This is a genomic window from Vagococcus fluvialis (assembly GCF_003337315.1).
In the GTDB taxonomy this organism is placed as follows: domain Bacteria; phylum Bacillota; class Bacilli; order Lactobacillales; family Vagococcaceae; genus Vagococcus; species Vagococcus fluvialis.
In genome coordinates this window covers 1-14,890 of sequence record NZ_QPJV01000008.1, presented here as the reverse complement: position 1 = coordinate 14,890, position 14,890 = coordinate 1, and the positions used below count along the sequence as shown (strand labels likewise).

The 14,890-nt window shown below is 33.0% G+C and carries 17 protein-coding genes, 1 tRNA gene and 2 other annotated features; of the genes, 14 read left to right on the top strand and 4 right to left on the bottom strand.

Going from position 1 to position 14,890, the window contains the following annotated elements; all coding sequences use genetic code 11:
- Positions 1-4 precede the first annotated feature (4 nt).
- Positions 5-1,951: a heavy metal translocating P-type ATPase gene (locus DFR54_RS08695; RefSeq protein ID WP_114289884.1), complete on the bottom strand. Its 1,947-nt coding sequence runs from the start codon at positions 1,949-1,951 to the stop codon at positions 5-7.
- 177 nt (positions 1,952-2,128) lie between these two features.
- On the bottom strand, positions 2,129-2,698 hold the full coding sequence (locus DFR54_RS08690) for a GNAT family N-acetyltransferase (RefSeq protein ID WP_114289883.1): 570 nt from the start codon (positions 2,696-2,698) through the stop codon (positions 2,129-2,131).
- Positions 2,699-2,946: 248 nt separating this feature from the next.
- Between DFR54_RS08690 and rplK the strand changes: the two genes are divergently transcribed.
- The 5 genes from rplK to DFR54_RS08665 all read left to right on the top strand — a co-directional run bounded on the left by rplK (position 2,947) and on the right by DFR54_RS08665 (position 6,967).
- Positions 2,947-3,369 (top strand): 50S ribosomal protein L11, encoded by a 423-nt coding sequence (gene rplK / locus DFR54_RS08685; RefSeq protein ID WP_086341224.1) that lies wholly within the window; start codon positions 2,947-2,949, stop codon positions 3,367-3,369.
- A 108-nt stretch (positions 3,370-3,477) separates the two neighbouring features.
- Complete coding sequence (gene rplA / locus DFR54_RS08680) at positions 3,478-4,167, top strand: 50S ribosomal protein L1 (protein ID WP_086341225.1); 690 nt, start codon at positions 3,478-3,480, stop codon at positions 4,165-4,167.
- A gap of 53 nt (positions 4,168-4,220) precedes the next feature.
- Positions 4,221-4,346, top strand: a sequence feature (ribosomal protein L10 leader region).
- Between the two features lie 35 nt (positions 4,347-4,381).
- The gene (gene rplJ, locus DFR54_RS08675) at positions 4,382-4,885 is read left to right on the top strand and encodes a 50S ribosomal protein L10 (RefSeq protein WP_086341226.1); all 504 of its coding nucleotides are present in this window, start codon (positions 4,382-4,384) and stop codon (positions 4,883-4,885) included.
- 70 nt (positions 4,886-4,955) lie between these two features.
- A complete protein-coding gene (rplL, locus tag DFR54_RS08670; RefSeq protein WP_114289882.1) occupies positions 4,956-5,324 on the top strand; it encodes a 50S ribosomal protein L7/L12 in 369 nt (122 codons plus the stop codon).
- Between the two features lie 197 nt (positions 5,325-5,521).
- A complete protein-coding gene (locus DFR54_RS08665) occupies positions 5,522-6,967 on the top strand; it encodes a nicotinate phosphoribosyltransferase (RefSeq protein ID WP_114289881.1) in 1,446 nt (481 codons plus the stop codon).
- Positions 6,968-7,188: 221 nt separating this feature from the next.
- Here the strand turns inward: DFR54_RS08665 and DFR54_RS08660 are convergent, their stop codons facing one another.
- Entirely contained in the window at positions 7,189-9,120 is a 1,932-nt protein-coding gene (locus tag DFR54_RS08660) for a fructose-1,6-bisphosphatase (protein ID WP_114289880.1), read from the bottom strand.
- Between the two features lie 153 nt (positions 9,121-9,273).
- On the opposite strand from DFR54_RS08660, the gene DFR54_RS08655 reads away from it, so the two are divergent.
- A complete protein-coding gene (locus DFR54_RS08655) occupies positions 9,274-9,957 on the top strand; it encodes an O-methyltransferase (protein WP_114289879.1) in 684 nt (227 codons plus the stop codon).
- 43 nt (positions 9,958-10,000) lie between these two features.
- On the opposite strand, the gene DFR54_RS08650 is transcribed toward DFR54_RS08655, so the two are convergent.
- A tRNA-Arg gene (locus DFR54_RS08650) sits at positions 10,001-10,074 on the bottom strand.
- A 277-nt stretch (positions 10,075-10,351) separates the two neighbouring features.
- On the opposite strand from DFR54_RS08650, the gene DFR54_RS08645 reads away from it, so the two are divergent.
- The 8 genes from DFR54_RS08645 to nusB all read left to right on the top strand — a co-directional run bounded on the left by DFR54_RS08645 (position 10,352) and on the right by nusB (position 14,787).
- A complete protein-coding gene (locus tag DFR54_RS08645; protein WP_086341231.1) occupies positions 10,352-10,966 on the top strand; it encodes a TetR/AcrR family transcriptional regulator in 615 nt (204 codons plus the stop codon).
- 81 nt (positions 10,967-11,047) lie between these two features.
- Positions 11,048-11,127, top strand: a sequence feature (ribosomal protein L21 leader region).
- Positions 11,128-11,146: 19 nt separating this feature from the next.
- Positions 11,147-11,455 (top strand): 50S ribosomal protein L21, encoded by a 309-nt coding sequence (gene rplU, locus DFR54_RS08640; protein ID WP_086341232.1) that lies wholly within the window; start codon positions 11,147-11,149, stop codon positions 11,453-11,455.
- A gap of 27 nt (positions 11,456-11,482) precedes the next feature.
- A complete protein-coding gene (locus tag DFR54_RS08635; protein ID WP_114289878.1) occupies positions 11,483-11,809 on the top strand; it encodes a ribosomal-processing cysteine protease Prp in 327 nt (108 codons plus the stop codon).
- Between the two features lie 16 nt (positions 11,810-11,825).
- On the top strand, positions 11,826-12,110 hold the full coding sequence (gene rpmA / locus DFR54_RS08630) for a 50S ribosomal protein L27 (RefSeq protein ID WP_086341234.1): 285 nt from the start codon (positions 11,826-11,828) through the stop codon (positions 12,108-12,110).
- A gap of 120 nt (positions 12,111-12,230) precedes the next feature.
- A complete protein-coding gene (locus DFR54_RS08625; RefSeq protein WP_170126946.1) occupies positions 12,231-13,295 on the top strand; it encodes a M24 family metallopeptidase in 1,065 nt (354 codons plus the stop codon).
- Between the two features lie 51 nt (positions 13,296-13,346).
- Positions 13,347-13,904, top strand: coding sequence for an elongation factor P (gene efp, locus DFR54_RS08620; protein ID WP_086341235.1), 558 nt, complete (start codon positions 13,347-13,349; stop codon positions 13,902-13,904).
- Positions 13,905-13,931: 27 nt separating this feature from the next.
- Entirely contained in the window at positions 13,932-14,360 is a 429-nt protein-coding gene (locus tag DFR54_RS08615; protein WP_114289877.1) for an Asp23/Gls24 family envelope stress response protein, read from the top strand.
- A 1-nt stretch (position 14,361) separates the two neighbouring features.
- Entirely contained in the window at positions 14,362-14,787 is a 426-nt protein-coding gene (nusB, locus tag DFR54_RS08610) for a transcription antitermination factor NusB (RefSeq protein ID WP_207027874.1), read from the top strand.
- Positions 14,788-14,890 lie beyond the last annotated feature (103 nt).

Here is a 14,890-nt window from a genome sequence, read left to right as displayed (position 1 = left end):
TTATCTATTCTTTTAATGGTTTTAATAGTCTTAACCCGTTAAAGAGAACTACTAATGTACTACCTTCATGAACTAAGATACCAAATGGTAAGTTCATTTTACCAACAATGTTAAGGATAACTAAAATAGCTACAACTAACATTGAGAAGGCAATGTTTTGAGTAACAACTTTATCAAGTCGTTTAGAAACTTTATGAGCATAACTTAGTTTAGTTAAGTCGTTTTTCATTAGAACAACGTCTGCTACATCAATTGCAATGTCAGTTCCTTCACCCATTGCAATACCAATGTCTGCTTTAACAAGAGCTGGTGCATCATTAACCCCGTCACCAACCATAGCTGTTGAACCGTATTTTTTCTCCAATTCTTCAACAATCATTGATTTATTTTCAGGTAACACGTTACCAACAACTTCATCCATACCTAGTTGTTTAGCAACAGCTTGACCAGTTTTCTCAGCATCCCCTGTAATCATAGTTGTATGGATACCTTGTTCGTGCAAGTAAGCAATCACTTTTTTAGCATTTTCATTTGGTAAATCCATCATAGCAATTAATCCAATCACTTCATTATTTTCTGAGAAGTAAACAACAGTCTTTCCTTCTTCAGCGTATAGATGATTTAATTGTTCTAATTTATTTGAAACATTTGTAAATTGTGATGGTTTTCCAATACGATATTCTTTATTATTGTATGTTGAAACTAATCCTTTACCAATTTGGTTATCAATTTCAAGTGAAATTTCTTCTGTAACTCTTAAGTGTCTTAAGATAGCTTCGGCTAATGGATGATTTGCTTGTTTTTCCATTGCAGCAATAATATTTGAATAGTGTTGAGCATTCGCTTCATTTTCTCCAGTGAAGAAAATATTTGTTACTTCAGGTTTTCCCTCTGTCAATGTACCAGTTTTATCAAACGCAATAGCTTTAATACCTTCTAAGTTAGAAAGGAAAGAACCGCCTTTGAATAAAACACCGCGTTTAGCTAAGTTTGAAATACCTGATAAAGTAGCAGGTACATCACTAGCAGCAAGGGCACAAGGAGAAGCAACTGTTAAGAAGACCATTCCTTTATAGAAGCTGTCATACCAAGTATGTCCAAAAACAAGTGGCATTAAAATGATGTAAAGAGCAACGATGATAATAACCGCATTTACATATTTAGGTTCTAATTTTTTAATCTTAGTTGCTTTTTTAGAAAGGTTACTTTGAGATTGATTAACAAGTTCTAAAATTTTAGCAAAAACTGTTTCAGAACTATCTTTAGTTACCACCATAGTAATAGCGCCAGTACCGTTGATTGTACTTCCATAAACATCATCCCCAACTGTTTTTTCAGCAGGAATACTTTCTCCGTTAATAGAAGACTCATCAATAGAAGTCACACCAGAAATGATTTTTCCATCTGTAGGAATTTGATCCCCATTTAAAACTTGTAATTTGTCCCCAACTTTTAAAACAGAAACATCAACAATTTCAGTAGAGCCGTCAGCTTTTATTAAACGAGCTTCAGTAGGATTCATATTCATTAAGTTAGTGATTTCTCTTTTACTTTTACCTTCAGCATAATCTTCTAAGAAGTGAGCGCCAGCGAAAATAACAATTAATAAAGCACCTTCTCTAAAGTCTCCAATAATGGCTGCTCCAAATGCGGCTAGTGTCATTAAAATGTGAACATTAGGTGTAAATTTTTTGTTTTGTTTTGTTTGATTAATGGTGTCTTCGATACCCTCTACAATAATGTGGTAGCCAGATAGGAAGATTGTTAAAGTACCTAGTAAGTTTTGCCATAAACCTTCAGTGACCATAAAACTGGCAGCAAAAGTGGCTAAACCGATAAAAAATAGAACGACAGGTAATTTTCCGTGATCATGGTCGTGGTTATGGCCACTATGGGCGTGCTTTTCGTGTGTATGATTGTGGTTATCATGACTGTGAGTTTGTTGAGTCATAAATAACGCCTCCTTTTTAATATGTTTTATAATTCATATGAACATATACTCATATATAGTATAAAACAATTTCAAACATATATCAAGGATTATCCTGTCAGAAAATCAAAAAAGGAAACAATCAAAAAGAGAATGTCTCTTTTTGATTGTTTCCTACTATACTATGTCTTTATTTAATTAACTAACTTGTTTTTGTAAGTGATCGTATTGATGATTAGCAATCAACATTTCTCCAACCTTTTCAAAGCCATTATTTAGATAAAGTTTTTTGGCATGATGATTTATCTGATCTACATTTAAACCAATAGATGCGCAGTTTTTCTCTTTGGCAATAAGGGGTAAAGCTTCTAAAAGTTCTTTAGCAATTCCTTTACCTCTGTGGTTAGGGGAGGTAACAAGAGTGTCTAAGTACCATTCATCTTCAAATGTTTCTTCTTCATCAAATAATTTATAGCTCTCAGGTAAGTCATTTTCAGCTAATAAATCAATAAAATCTTGATCAATAGTTTCTTCTAAAGAATCAGGATAACCAAAAGCAACACCTACGACTTCATTATTTATTTCTTTAATAATAGCGTTTTGAAAGCCATAACGATAAGTTGGTTTTTCAATAAATCCTTGAATCAATAATTCTTTTATTTTTGTTTTAGGTAATTGGTTAAAAACATTTAATTCCATATCCTCTAAAACAATCATCACTAAATCCATTGCTTGATTAGCATCTTTTGGATCGGCTAATCGTATCATAAAAACATCCCTCTCTTGTGTTGTAAAACTTAATCTACTGTATCATGGCATTATTTTTACTGCAATGAAAGTGATGTAGAAAAAGATTAAAAGAAAATACTGAAATAGACTTGCTATTTATTTCGTTAGCTTATATAATATCAAGGTACGTGTTTTGAACACGTGCTTCTTTTTATATGAAAAGAAGCGTGGGAGGGGAAATTTTCATCCCCATTAAACCACATCACGGACTTAAGGAGGTATGTCTCGTGGCAAAAAAAGTAGAAAAATTAGTTAAGTTACAAATCCCAGCAGGGAAAGCAACTCCAGCACCACCAGTTGGACCAGCATTAGGACAAGCGGGTATTAACATTATGGGATTCACAAAAGAATTCAACGCTCGTACTGCTGACCAAGCAGGATTAATCATTCCTGTAGTAATCTCTGTATATGAAGACCGTTCATTTACATTTATTACAAAAACACCACCAGCTGCAGTATTACTTAAAAAAGCTGCTAAAATCGAAAAAGGTTCTGGTGAGCCAAATTCTAAAAAAGTTGCTAACGTAACTCAAGAACAAGTAAAAGAAATTGCTGAATTAAAAATGCAAGACCTAAACGCAGCTGACGTTGAAGCAGCAATGCGCATGGTAGAAGGTACTGCACGAAGCATGGGTATCACTGTAGGATAATTTTATTCTATTGATATCAGAAGTAGCTTCTCAGTCGGTTTATATTGAAAGATATAAATTCCGTGGGAGGTTCGACCGTTATAACCACAATCAAGGAGGAAACACAAAATGGCTAAAAAGAGTAAAAAAATGCAAGATGCATTGAAAAAAGTAGATACAACAAAACATTATTCTGCAGCAGAAGCGGTTGCTTTAGCTAAAGAAACTAATATTGCAAAATTTGACGCAACTGTAGAAGTTGCTTACAACTTAAACGTTGATCCTAAAAAAGCTGATCAACAAATCCGTGGAGCTATGGTTTTACCTAACGGAACTGGTAAAACACAATCTGTTTTAGTTTTCGCTAAAGGTGAAAAAGCTAAAGAAGCAGAAGCTGCTGGAGCTGACTTTGTTGGTGATGCTGACATGGTTGAAAAAATTAAAGGTGGATGGTTTGGCTTTGACGTAGTTGTAGCTACTCCAGACATGATGGCTCAAGTTGGTCAATTAGGACGTGTATTAGGACCTAAAGGATTAATGCCTAACCCTAAAACAGGAACTGTTACTATGGACGTAACTAAAGCTGTTGAAGAAGTTAAAGCTGGTAAAGTAACTTACCGCGTTGACAAACAAGGTAACATCCATGTACCAATCGGAAAAGTATCATTTGAAGATGACAAATTAATTGAAAACTTCAAAGCTATCCATGATGTAATCCTTAAAGCAAAACCTGCTGCAACAAAAGGTGCTTACATTAAAAACTTAACAGTGACTACTACATTTGGTCCTGGAGTTAAAGTGGAAAGCTTATCTCTATAATTTTTTTCTGAAAAAAACTTGTCCTAGACAACTATCTGTGTTATAGTTGTCTAGGTTAAATAATAACTGTACCGAAGACAGTAGGTGACGTAAGTCTTAATTTCCTACCGAGGACGATATTGAATGAAATCAATGGTCCCTCTATGTCAACGGTGGCATGGGGTTTTTTTGTGTAAAAAAATTCCACCATCTAATAATTACGGAGGTGAAATAAATGAGTGAAGCATCAATCGCTAAAAAAGCTCAAGAAGTTGAAGTTGTTACTGCTAAATTAAAAGAAGCTGCATCAGTTGTAGTCGTAGACTACCGTGGTTTAACAGTTGAACAAGTAACAGATTTACGTAAACAATTACGTGATGCAAACATTGAGATGAAAGTTATCAAAAATGGTATCTTACGCCGTGCTGCTGAAGCTGCTGGATTAGAAGGTATGGAAGACGTATTCGTTGGACCTACTGCAGTAGCATTTAGTAACGAAGACGTGGTTGCACCAGCTAAAATCATGAATGATTTTGCTAAAAATGCAGACAAGTTAGAAATTAAAGGTGGTATTATCGAAGGAAACGTATCTTCAGTTGAAGAAATCGTTGCTCTTGCTAAATTACCAAGCCGTGAAGGTTTACTTTCTATGTTACTTTCTGTATTACAAGCTCCTGTCAGAAACGTTGCGTACGCAGTTAAAGCTGTATCAGATTCAAAAGAAGAAGAAGTTGCTTAATTGTAATTTAATCTTCAACTAAAAAAATAAAAAATTAATCTTATAAAAGATTACAACGGAGGAAAACAAAATGGCATTAAACATTGAGCAAATCATTGCTGATTTAAAAGTATCAACTATTTTAGAATTAAATGACTTAGTAAAAGCTATCGAAGAAGAATTTGGTGTATCTGCTGCTGCTCCTGTAGCCGCTGCTGGTGCTGGTGAAGCATCTGCTGCTGCAGAACAAACTGAATTCACTGTAGAATTAACTTCTGCTGGAGATTCAAAAGTTAAAGTTATCAAAGCAGTTCGTGAAGCAACTGGTTTAGGTCTTAAAGAAGCTAAAGCTTTAGTTGATGGCGCTCCTGCACCAATCAAAGAAGGCGTTTCTAAAGACGATGCTGAAGCATTAAAAGCTTCTTTAGAAGAAGTTGGAGCTTCAGTAACTGTAAAATAATTTTTATAGTGAAAAGCTTGAAAGGTGAGACTTTTGTCTCGCCTTTTTTTGTTGCTTAAAAATAAAAAAACTTAGTATAAACTTTTGGAAATGAGAAGTAAATGAAATAAAAATTGAAAAAGGTTGAGAAAGTTTTTCCTAAGACGTAAAATAAGGGGGAGAATACAAAGAGAACAGAATTGGAGAAGACGAAAAAAATGTATAATGATGATAGTTTGACGCTTCACACAGATTTGTATCAATTGAATATGATGAAAACCTATTGGGAATTAGATAGAGCTGATTTACATGCTGTTTTTGAGTGTTATTTTAGAGATATGCCATTTAAACATGGATATGCTATTTTTGCTGGTTTAGAAAGAGCGATTAATTATTTAGATAATTTAACATTTTCAGATAGTGATATTGCCTATTTAAGAGATACAACAGATTATCCAGAAGAGTTTTTAACGTACTTAAAAGATTTTAAATTTACTTGTACAGTTAGATCTGTTGTAGAAGGTGAAATGGTGTTTAATGATGAACCTTTATTCCAAGTTGAAGGGCCATTAGCTCAATGTCAATTAATAGAAACAGCTATTTTAAATATTATTAACTATCAAACCTTAATCGCAACAAAAGCGGCTAGAGTTCGTGCTGTTTGTGAAGATGATTTAGTGATGGAATTTGGTACAAGACGTGCCCAAGAAATGGATGCGGCTATCTGGGGGACTAGAGCTGCTTATATTGGTGGTTGTGATGCAACGAGTAACGTTAGAGCGGCTAAAATATTTGGTATGCCAGCTTCTGGAACTCATGCTCACAGTTTAATCCAATCTTATTTAGATGATTATGAAGGATTTAAAGCTTATGCATCAACACATAAAGACTGTGTCTTTTTAGTGGATACTTTTGATACATTAAAATCAGGTGTTCCAAATGCTATTCGTGTTGCTAATGAGATGGGAGATAAAATTAATTTCTTAGGCGTTCGCATTGATAGTGGTGATATGGCTTATATTTCTAAAAAAGTAAGAAGACAATTAGATGAAGCGGGTTACACTGAAGCAAAAATTTATGCTTCCAATGATTTAGATGAAGCAACTATCTTGAATTTAAAAATGCAAAAAGCCAAAATTGATGTTTGGGGTATTGGAACAAAATTAATTACAGCTTATGATCAACCTGCTTTAGGGGCGGTATACAAGCTAGTTTCAATTGAAAATAGCCGTGGTGAAATGATTGATACAATTAAATTGTCTAGTAACGCTGAAAAAGTAACAACACCTGGTAAAAAGAAAGTTTGGCGTATTACTGGTAATAAAGATGGTAAGTCTGAAGGAGATTATGTCACTCTTTGGCATGAAGATCCACGTGATCAGGAAGAATTATACATGTTCCATCCAGTTCATACATTTATTAATAAAACAGTTAGTGATTTCTATGCTAGACCGCTTTTACAAGATATCTATATTGAAGGTAAACGTGTATATGACTTGCCTGCATTACAAGATATTAAAGCTTACGCGCAAAGTAATTTAGAGTCATTGTGGGAAGAATATAAGAGAAACTTAAACCCTCAAAAATACCCAGTAGATTTATCTATGGAGTGTTGGCAACATAAAATGAATACCATTGAAAAAGTAAAAAAAATGGTCAGGTAACAAAAGGTGAAATAAACAACGTCATGCTTCAAGTGACTGGAAGAACTTAAAACCAATCGGCTTTTTCGATTGAGTTTAAGTTATGAAGTTACCGCAGAAGCAGTTGTTTAGATCCTGATAACAAAAGGTGAAATAAACAACGTCATGCTTCAAGTAACTGGAATAACTTAAAAAAACTATTGGAGATTGATTGCCTTGATCAACCTCCAATAGTTTTTTTGTTATTTCTGATAATAATAATTAACGTAATCTAGTAAATATTGCAATTCATCAATTTCATTTTGTAGTTTTCTGCCAACGGATGTGTCTTTTACTAATTTTCTTTCTACAGGGCGATCAACTAGTCGTTTCATGGATAAAATATCATCTTGTTCTTCAATGACTTGTTTAATAGATGAAAAAGGTTTGTGAGCGACTAACTGCATGCCATAAGAGTTATATAAAAGAGTGTAACCTGCTAAACCAGTTGTTTTTTGATAAGGTTTAGAAAAACCGCCATCAATAACAATTAACTTACCGTTTGCTTTAATTGGGTTTTCACCTTTAATCTCCTTGATTGGTGTGTGACCGTTAATTAAATGACTGTCAGTGCCTTTTAAACCAAACTCAGCTAAAATGTTGCGAATAGTTTCTTCTTCTTCTCTTAAGGCGTAATAGGCGTTTTTTTCTTCTATGTGAGTTTCTTTTTCTTTAATAAAATACCTTTCGAAAGTAGTCATTTCTTTTTTTCCAAATAAAGAAGAACATTCCCCTGACCATAAATACCAAAGAGCATCAGTTTCGTAATTATCTGGGATATGAGGCGTTTGGTAAGCTTTTCTTAATGACACCTCAAAAAAATCTAAAAGTGCCTTACCGTTGTAATTGATACCATTTAATTGGATAGATTGAAAACTACCATCTTCTTTTAAAGGAACGCATCCATGGATTAATAAGTTTTCGTTGTGGACCAAATACATATTTCCTTTTTCAAGTAAGAAGTTCATATGTCTTTTTAATTTTTCAGAATAAATAAAATTATGTAAAAGACGCTCGATTACTTCTGCTTCTTCTGTTGTTAATTCGGAAGGGGCTTCTGGATTAACTGTATTAAAACAGGTATTGTGTAAATCATAAGTTTGGTTTTTAATTGTGATTGTTTGGTTATCAAAATCTGTTTTACTAAGCAAAAAACGGTGCTCCATCATAAATTCAGGACGTCTTTTAACTAATTGTTCTTCTAATTTGAATTGTAAAATAGCTGCTGCTTGATGAATTTTGGTTGTTTCTAAGATTTCTTCTTCACTAAAAGTATGATCTGCTTCTAATTTTGGTCTAAAAGCTGGGTTATCCTCGTAATATTTTTCTGCATAAGTTAGTAAAGGTCGTAAATTAATACCGTAAGTATCTTCAATGATAGATAAATTATTATATCTAGCTGAAATTCTAATGGTATTCATCATACAAATAGGAGAACCAGCTGCAGCCCCAATCCAAATAATATCGTGATTTCCCCACTGAATATCAAGAGAATGATGAGTCATTAATCTTTCAATAATTTTATCTGGTTCAGGGCCACGGTCATAAATATCCCCAACAACATGTAAATGGTCAACAACTAATCGTTGGATAATGTAGCTTAAATCAATGATTAATTTGTCTGCTTGATTTAAAGAAATGATGTTGTCGATAATTTGGTTGGTGTAATTTTTCTTATCATTGTGAGCATTTGTTTCTGATAATAATTCTTCTATTATATAAGAAAAACGATTGGGGAAAGTTTTTCTTAATTTTGAACGAGTGTATTTAGAAGAGCAAAAACGAATCAATTGAATTAATTGGTCAATAGTTGTTTTATACCATTCTTCAGAAGTTTGTAAAGTAATCACTTTTAACCTTTTTTCAGGATAGTAAATAAGTGTTGCTAACTCTTTTTGTTCCTCAGAAGTTAAAGTTTGGTGGAATAAATCTTTGATTTTTTCCTTAATATTTCCAGAACCGTTACGTAAAATATGTTGGAAGGCACTGTACTCTCCGTGGAGATCGCTAACGAAATGTTCGGTTCCTTTAGGTAAATCAAGAATCGCTTTTAAGTTGATAATCTCACTAACTATCTCATCTGAAGATTGGAATTTTGTACTTAACAGATCAAAATACTTATCTTTTTCTATCATATCTTAAATATACCTCTATTAGTTTTTAAAATTATGATAGGCTATAATTTAACTTTAGTCAAATCTATACCAATTATCATAAAGTAAGTTTCAATTGTGTTATGAAGTGAAACTTTGTATAATCAACAAGGAAAATAAAGGAAGGGTGACAAGATGAGAAATGAAATGATGCATCGTCCGGTTTTAAAAGACGAAGTATTGGATTTAGTTAGAAATAGACAAAATAAAGTTTCTGGAACTTTAGGGGAAATCCAAGCTCAAGCGACAATAGATAATGTACCGATTATTCCAAATGAAACAGCGAGTTTTTTAAAATTCTTCTTAAAACAAATTAAAGCGAAAAATGTTTTAGAAGTTGGAACAGCAATAGGTTTTTCTGCTAGTCTAATGTTGGATGCTATGGGAGAAGGCTCTCATGTAACAACAATTGACCGCTTTGATGTTATGATAAAAAAAGCGAAAGCTAATTTTGAAAAATTAGGTGTGAAAGAACAAGTGACATTACTTGAAGGAGATGCTAAAGAAGTTTTACCGACTTTGGAAGGTCCTTATGATTTTATTTTTATGGATAGTGCTAAATCAAAATATATAGAATTTTTACCTGAATGTTTGAGATTATTAAAAGTTGATGGAGTTTTAATGATTGATGATGTCTTTCAAGCAGGAACCATTATGCATGACATAAAAGAAATCCCTAGAAGTCAGCGAACCATTTATCGCAAACTGAATGAATTATATGATGTGGTATTAAATCACGAAGATTTAACTGTAACTATCTTACCTCTTGGTGATGGTGTATTAATGATTTCAAAAGATGTTGAAACTATTATTATATAACAAAAAAAGCAAAAGACATTTGTCTTTTGCTTTTTTAATATAACGTCGCAGAAGGGATTCGAACCCCTGACCGTTCGCTTAGAAGGCGAATGCTCTATCCAGCTGAGCTACTGCGACTGGTTTGCTTTAAGCAACATGAATATCATAATAAAACTTGATGTGAATGTCAACAGTAAAATTAAATAAAGTTTAAAAAGAATTTAAAAAACTTTTTTGCATAAAAGGGTCTATTTATTAGGAAATGGGAATAAATAGATAATAAATCAATTCTAGATTAAATTACTAGACAAAAAGGTATGATGTGATATATAATCGTTGGAGTGTTATTAGAAGTTGTGGGAAACTATCTTATAATCTGTTTTAATATTAATTTTAATAAGGGGAAGAATGTAAAATGGGGAAAATTGATCCACGAGTTGTGAAAACTCGTAAAAAATTAAGACAAGCATTTCTAGATTTGTTAAAAACACGTCAATTAATGGAAATGAACATTAAAGATTTAACAAATCAAGCAGGAGTAACAAGAGGTACTTTTTATTTACATTACCGCGATAAAGATACATTTGTTGAAACAATCATGGAAGAAATCATTGAAGATTTTTATGATCATGTAGTTGAATATGTACCTTTTGAGGGAAATGAAGATAAAAAAATTCCTAAGATTGTTTTAGATAGAGTATTTGATTATATTGGTGAATCACCAGAATTCTTTGTTACATTATTAAAAGAAAATGATGCAGAAGAATATCGTTTACTATTTAGTGATAAAATGTATGATTACATTTTAGAACATGTAAGCTATGGTAATTCAATTCCAGTAAGAAAAACACCAAAAGAATTATTAAATAATTTCTTAGTGTACGCACTACTAGGTATTGCCGATGCTTGGGTAGTCGAAGGGAAAATTTACGCAAATCATTACATGGCGACAAATGTTTCTAAATTGTTCAAATCAGAATTGTTTATTGAGATTGGTTTAGAAGAATTTTTTGTTGCTAAAATGGACTAAAGATTTTAAGAAAGTTAGGTTAAATTTTTATTGACCTAGCTTTCTTTTTTTGATATCATATTAATGTTGTATTTGTGTGCACCACAGCTACAACCGCGCAAACTAAGTATTCAGTTCATACCTTGTGTATGGCGCTTAAGCTGGCGAGTCTAAGAAAAAAGAAGGAGGTGCGAAGCAAACATGTACGCTATTATTAAAACTGGTGGTAAACAATTAAAAGTTGAAGTAGGTCAAGCTATTTACGTTGAGAAATTAAACGTTGAAGCTGGCGAAAAAGTTGTGTTTGACGAAGTCATTTTAGTAGGTGGAGAGTCAACAAAGATTGGTGCTCCAACTGTTGAAGGTGCAACTGTTGAAGGAACTGTTGAAAAACAAGGAAAACAAAAGAAAGTTGTTACTTACAAATATAAAGCTAAAAAAGATTCACATCGTAAACAAGGTCATCGTCAACCTTACACTAAAGTAATGATCGATGCTATTAACGCTTAATTAAGAATTTAGAAAGTTGGTATCTTGATGATTAAAGCTACCTTTAAACAAAAAGAAAATGATGAGATTATTTCTTTTGAAATGACTGGTCATGCTGATTTTGCTGAAATGGGTTCAGATATTGTGTGTGCTGCAGCTTCTAGTTTATCTATAAATGCAGTCAATAGTATTGAACAATTAGCTGGTTATCAACCAATTGTTGAAGTGGAAGATGGGTATTTGTATATTGAACCTTTGTCTGATTTATCAGGTAAACAAAGTGAAGTAACATCTATTTTATTAAACAGTTTATTAATTGGATTAAAAGATATCGAAAAAGAATATAATAAATATATTCGTGTGAAGACTATATAGAGGAGGTGCTTTACTCATGTTGAAAATGAATTTACAATTATTCGCGACTAAAAAAGGTGGAGGTTCTACTTCTAACGGCCGTGATTCACAATCAAAACGTTTAGGTGCTAAACGTGCTGATGGACAAACTGTTTCAGGTGGTTCAATTTTATACCGTCAACGCGGTACTAAAATCTACCCAGGTGAAAACGTAGGTCGTGGTGGAGATGATACTTTATACGCAAAAGTTGAAGGTGTGGTACGTTTCGAACGTAAAGGCCGCGACAAAACTCAAGTATCTGTATACCCAGTAGCTAAATAATTTAGTTAAACAACTCGTTATTTTAACGAGTTGTTTTTTTATTTCAATCTATGCATCGGTTTTATTTGATAAGTTAGTTTGTTATAATAGGGATGAATAGATTTGAAAGGAAGGTTTTAGATGATAAATCGCGTAAACAATTTAAGAGAACAAATGAAATCAGAAGGAATTTCTTCGTTTTTAATAACGAGTCCTTATAATTTAAGATATTTAACAGGTTTTACAGGAACAACAGGGCTAGCACTTATTGGTTTAGAGGAAGCTTTCTTTATTACAGATTTTAGATATACAGAACAAGCTGCTAAACAATGTGTCGGCTTTGAAATCGTGAAAAATGTTGGTCCGATTTTAGAAGTTGTAGCTGACTTAGTAGAATCAAAAAACATTGAAAATCTTGGGTTTGAAGAGAGTTTTGTTTCCTTTAAACAATATGTTGAATTAGAAGGATTACTAGAAGTGGATTTAATTCCAGTATCAGGTATGGTAGAAGAATTAAGAGAAATTAAAGATGAAGAAGAAATCGCTATTGTCGAAAAAGCCTGCGAAATTGCAGATAAAGCTTTTTCTCATATTTTAACTTATATCAAACCAGGAATGACAGAAATTCAAGTAGCTAATGAACTTGATTTTTACATGAGAAGTTTAGGAGCAAGTAGTGTTTCTTTTGAGACAATTGTAGCTAGTGGTCTTAGATCAGCAATGCCTCATGGAGTTGCTAGTGAAAAGGTAATTGAGCAAGGCGACATGATTACGATTGATTTTGGTTGTTATTATAATGGCTATGTATCTGATATGACTAGAACAATCAGTTTAGGTGAGCCAAGTGATAAATTAAGAGAAATTTATAATGTTGTAAAAGAAGCGCAACAAAAAGTTTTAGATGTAGCTAAACCTGGAATGACTGGTGTGGAACTTGATGCAGTAGCAAGAGATTATATTGCTTCTAAAGGATATGGTGAAGCTTTTGGTCACTCAACAGGACATGGGATTGGTTTAGAAATTCATGAAGGACCAAATGTATCTAAATTAGCTGAAAAAGCCTTTGTGCCAGGAAATATCATTACTAATGAGCCAGGTATTTATTTACCAGGTATTGGTGGCGTTAGAATTGAAGATGATATGTTAGTAACAGAGAATGGTATTAAGCGATTGACACACTCTGAAAAAGAGCTTATTATTTTATAGAATAGGAATCGTTCGCTTTTTCATGGGAAGTGAACAGTCAGGAGGCAATTGATGATATCAGTAAATGATCTGAAAACAGGCTTGACGATTGAATTTGATGGCAATATTTTTCGAGTTATTGAATTTCAACATGTGAAACCAGGAAAAGGCGCAGCGTTTGTTCGTACGAAGTTAAAGAATTTAAGAAATGGTAATACCGCAGAAAAAACATTTCGTGGTGGCGAAAAAGTAGCGAAAGCTCAAATCGACAACAAAAAAATGCAATATCTGTATGAATCAGCCGGAAATCATGTGTTCATGGATTTAAATACTTATGAGCAGATTGAATTACCAGGAGACGTTATTGAAGACGAATTAAAATACTTGTTGGAAAATAGTGAGTGTAATATCATTATGTATGGTTCAGAAACTTTAGGTGTTGATTTACCTAATACAGTTGAGTTAAATGTTAAAGAAACAGAACCAGGCATTCGTGGTGATACATCATCTGGTGGCTCTAAGCCAGCAGTAATGGAGACAGGTTTAGTGGTACAAGTACCATTCTTTATTAATGCAGATGATCGCTTGATTATCAATACAAGTGATGGTTCTTACGTTTCTAGAGCGTAGGACGCTAACTTAAGGAGGAAGAGATCGATGGCAGAAAATAAAAATTTAGTTTTAAGTAACAATAATCAAGAAGTCGGTGGCGAAATTGTTGTTGCTCCTGAAGTATTAGAAATTATTGTTGGGATTGCAGCATCAAAAGTAGAAGGTGTCTACGCAATGCGTGGCAACTTAGCTTCAAATGTAACAGAATTATTTGGTGGCTCTGTTCATGACAAAGGTGTTTCTTTAAGAAATGATGATGGAAATATCAAAATTGATTTATTCTGTTATTTAAATTACGGTGTTTCAGTGCCGAAAGTAGCAATGGATATGCAAGAAAAAGTGAAACAACAAGTTTTATACATGACTGACTTAGAAATCTCTGAAGTTAACATTCATGTTGTGGGAGTTGTACCTGAAAAAGTAACACTACCAGATTTAGACGAGTTGTTTGATTCAGAAGATGAGGAAGAATAGAGTGGATTTAACTAGGCATCAATTAAGAGAAGTCGCTTTTCAAGCAAGTTTTTCAATGCTTTATAGTGATGAGTTAGAAATTTTAGAAGCAATTGAAAATGTATTAGATGTATATGAAGAGCAAGAAGAACAAGAAATTCCTCAATACGTGGAATTAGTTGTGACAGGTGTTAAAGAGCACCAAGAAGAATTAGATAAAGTAATTGAAAAACATTTGAAAAATTGGAAAGTCAATCGTATTGCTAAAACAGATTTAGTGATTTTAAGATTAGCGTTATTTGAGATGTTATTTATTTCAGATATTCCAAACAAAGTTTCTTTAAACGAGGCATTAGAAATTGCCAAAACATTTAGTGACGATGAATCTCGCCGTTTTATTAATGGTGTACTCTCATCAGCTATGAACGAACTTGACTCAAGCAATTAAGGCTCTTTGTCAAATCGGACTGATGAGTCGGATATATAAGATGATAAACTTGAGATTACTCTCAGATTTATCATCTTTTTTAGTTATTTAATTTTAATAAGGC

Coding starts and splice junctions, on each gene's coding strand:
- DFR54_RS08695 (WP_114289884.1), bottom strand. CDS start 1,951: ATGACTCAACAAACTCACAGTCATGATAACCACAATCATACACACGAA.
- DFR54_RS08625 (WP_170126946.1), top strand. CDS start 12,231: ATGATAAATCGCGTAAACAATTTAAGAGAACAAATGAAATCAGAAGGA.
- DFR54_RS08655 (WP_114289879.1), top strand. CDS start 9,274: ATGAGAAATGAAATGATGCATCGTCCGGTTTTAAAAGACGAAGTATTG.
- rplJ (WP_086341226.1), top strand. CDS start 4,382: ATGAGTGAAGCATCAATCGCTAAAAAAGCTCAAGAAGTTGAAGTTGTT.
- DFR54_RS08690 (WP_114289883.1), bottom strand. CDS start 2,698: ATGATACGATTAGCCGATCCAAAAGATGCTAATCAAGCAATGGATTTA.
- efp (WP_086341235.1), top strand. CDS start 13,347: ATGATATCAGTAAATGATCTGAAAACAGGCTTGACGATTGAATTTGAT.
- rplA (WP_086341225.1), top strand. CDS start 3,478: ATGGCTAAAAAGAGTAAAAAAATGCAAGATGCATTGAAAAAAGTAGAT.
- DFR54_RS08645 (WP_086341231.1), top strand. CDS start 10,352: ATGGGGAAAATTGATCCACGAGTTGTGAAAACTCGTAAAAAATTAAGA.
- DFR54_RS08635 (WP_114289878.1), top strand. CDS start 11,483: ATGATTAAAGCTACCTTTAAACAAAAAGAAAATGATGAGATTATTTCT.
- rplL (WP_114289882.1), top strand. CDS start 4,956: ATGGCATTAAACATTGAGCAAATCATTGCTGATTTAAAAGTATCAACT.
- DFR54_RS08665 (WP_114289881.1), top strand. CDS start 5,522: ATGTATAATGATGATAGTTTGACGCTTCACACAGATTTGTATCAATTG.
- rpmA (WP_086341234.1), top strand. CDS start 11,826: ATGTTGAAAATGAATTTACAATTATTCGCGACTAAAAAAGGTGGAGGT.
- DFR54_RS08660 (WP_114289880.1), bottom strand. CDS start 9,120: ATGATAGAAAAAGATAAGTATTTTGATCTGTTAAGTACAAAATTCCAA.
- DFR54_RS08615 (WP_114289877.1), top strand. CDS start 13,932: ATGGCAGAAAATAAAAATTTAGTTTTAAGTAACAATAATCAAGAAGTC.
- rplU (WP_086341232.1), top strand. CDS start 11,147: ATGTACGCTATTATTAAAACTGGTGGTAAACAATTAAAAGTTGAAGTA.